General features: G+C 65.4%; 3 protein-coding genes and 1 pseudogene. 1 reads left to right on the top strand and 3 read right to left on the bottom strand.

All coding sequences use genetic code 11. The features are described from left to right. On the top strand, window positions 1-155 hold a 155-nt coding region (locus C9E82_RS23775; RefSeq protein WP_183154146.1), incomplete at its 5' end, for a homocysteine S-methyltransferase family protein. Window positions 156-227: 72 nt separating this feature from the next. Here the strand turns inward: C9E82_RS23775 and C9E82_RS23770 are convergent. The 3 genes and pseudogenes from C9E82_RS23770 to C9E82_RS23760 all read right to left on the bottom strand — a co-directional run. Continuing rightward, window positions 228-360: pseudogene (locus tag C9E82_RS23770) on the bottom strand (ATP-binding protein); the annotation flags it as partial. A 113-nt stretch (window positions 361-473) separates the two neighbouring features. Continuing rightward, entirely contained in the window at window positions 474-1,466 is a 993-nt protein-coding gene (locus C9E82_RS23765; RefSeq protein ID WP_119899410.1) for an LLM class oxidoreductase, read from the bottom strand. 66 nt (window positions 1,467-1,532) lie between these two features. Continuing rightward, entirely contained in the window at window positions 1,533-2,108 is a 576-nt protein-coding gene (locus C9E82_RS23760; protein WP_205962201.1) for a zinc-binding dehydrogenase, read from the bottom strand. Window positions 2,109-2,332 lie beyond the last annotated feature (224 nt).

Genomic DNA, 2,332 nt, shown 5'->3' with positions numbered 1-2,332 from the left:
ATGCCGGCCTGCCCAACGCCTTCGGCCAGTATGACGAGGGCCCCGAGGATACCGCCATCCAGGTCGCCGACTTCGCCCGAGAGGGGCTGGTCAACGTCACCGGCGGCTGCTGCGGCACCACGCCCGATGTCAACGGCGGAGCAAAATTCGCCTAGGGCGGCGTAAAACCAGGCCAGTCGGCGTGTGTATGCGCCATGGCCAATCGCCGGCAAATGTCTGGATGGTGATCAGCGCGGTTCTCGGGCTGTGCTGTTGGCTAGGCGGTAGCTTTCGCCATTTCATCTCGAGGATGCTGACGTGGTGGGTCAGTCGGTCGAGGAGCGCGCCCGTCAGGCGCTCGGAGTCGAAGGTCTCGGCGTACCGCCGGTCATCCTTGGACGATTTCAGCGATTTCGTCTCGGGCACCGTCATGTCGGGATGCCTCGACCCCGACAGGTGCTGCTGGGGGCGACACATGACGGGGCGCGCATCGCCTATCGCGCAGCGGCGATGCTGAAATGCGGAAGCACCTCGCGTCCGATCTCGTCAAGGATCTCTGCCACCGGTCTGCGGCTGAACTTGAGGTTCAGGGCAACGTGATTGATGCCGTGCGTACGCAGGTCGCCGAACAGGTCAATCAGCCGGCGCCGGCCCAACCGATATCCGACGTGAATGGGACGCGGCAGCGCATCGGGGTTGTCGGTCAGGTCGAGATAGAGCGATTGCGCGATCGGCTTGAATCCGACCTCCGCACGACGCAGCGCCTCACACCATTGCGTGACGACCTGCGCCTGCTTGAGCAGGTCGCGTGGGTAGGTGACCCAGCCATCGCTGCGCTGCGCGATCCAGTCCAGCGATTGCTGGCTCTGGCCCGTGACCAAGATGGGCAACCGCGACGCAAGAGGCTTCGGAACCAGGTCACCGCCGCCCGCAAGCCGGCCATAGAAGGTCGAGGCATGGTTTGGAAACCGCTCGGTAAGCAACGCCTCGGTGTAGTCGAACGCGTCGCGAAACAGCTCGGCGCGCCGGTTCGGATCGCGGCCATAGGCCGGATATTCGACCGGGCGGTCGCCCGACGCAACACCGAACACGAAGCGTCCGCCGGACAGATGGTCCAGCGACGCCGCCGCCTTGGCGACATCGATCGGGTGGTGGAGCGGCAGGATGACGGCGCCCGTCGCCAGCGCGATCGAACTGGAGCGCGCCGCGATCGTCGCGAGCCAGACGAAGGGGTCGTAGATTTGGCCGAGGTCGCCGAAATTGGGATCGTTCAGCGGCACGTCGCGTGCCCAGAGTGCAGCAAATCCAAGGCGCTCCGCGTCCTGGGCCAACTCGATCTGATCGTGCATGGACGGCTCCGGGCCATCGAAGGCCTCGATCGGGAAGTAGACGCCGACGGTCAACGTTTCAGGCGCGAACATCGATGCATGGCCACGACCAAAGAGTTGCGGAGCGACAGCATCAGTCTGCGGGGAAGCAACGATCATCTTTCATTCTCTCCTTTGGTTGCGGGCGGATGGCCCGGGCAAGAACCGGGGCCATCCGCGTTGTCTTCAGGCCTGCGGCAGGGCGGCGGCCTCACCGGAAACGTCGATCACGACCTTGCCGCGCAGCCCGCGTGCCGAGCCGTTTTCCAGCAGGTCGTGGGCCTCGCCCATCCGGGCAAGCGGCAGGGTGGCGCCGATCACCGGCTTGACCAGGCCGCGCTCGACGAGCTTGGTCAGGGCGTCCAGCTTGCCGCGGTTCTGCCTGGTGAACACGAAATGGTAGGCGGCGTTCTTGCCCCAGGCCTTGATGAGGTTCTGCGGCTGCGCGATGTCGACGAGGCTGACGACCCGACCGGCATCGGCCAAGGCAAGTGGGCTTCGCGTCAGCGTGTCGCCGCCGATAGTGTCGAAGATGACGTTCACGCCCTCGCCGCCAGTCAACCGGGCGACCGCGTCCACATAATCCTCGGTGGTGAAGTCAATCGCCTCGTCAGCGCCAAGCGAGCGCACGAAATCATGGTCGCGGGGAAGCGCGGTGGTGATGACCCGCGCACCGATCGCCTTGGCAACCTGGATCGCGATCGTGCCGACGCCGCCGGCACCACCGTGGATCAGGATCGTCTCGCCGACGCTCAGCTGCACGCGCTGGACGAACGCCTCCCAGACCGTGCCGCCAACAAGCGTCAGGCTTGCCGCTTCGAGATGCGTCAGGTTCCGGGGCTTGCGGCCGACAAACCTTTTGACCTGCCCCCCGGTCGTCCCTCGCCGTGATGTAGAGTCCTTGGGGTTGATATTGGTCGGTTTCGGGTTGGGCAAGTGCGTCGGGCGCGGAGCCCCCAGTTTGCTCAATCGCCCTGCGCGCTTCT

It is taken from the genome of Paracoccus sigandri (genome assembly GCF_003709565.1).
GTDB classification, from domain to species: Bacteria; Pseudomonadota; Alphaproteobacteria; order Rhodobacterales; family Rhodobacteraceae; genus Paracoccus; species Paracoccus siganidrum.
The sequence above is the reverse complement of the archived record's forward strand: the minus strand, read 5'-3'. Positions and strand labels throughout refer to the sequence as shown.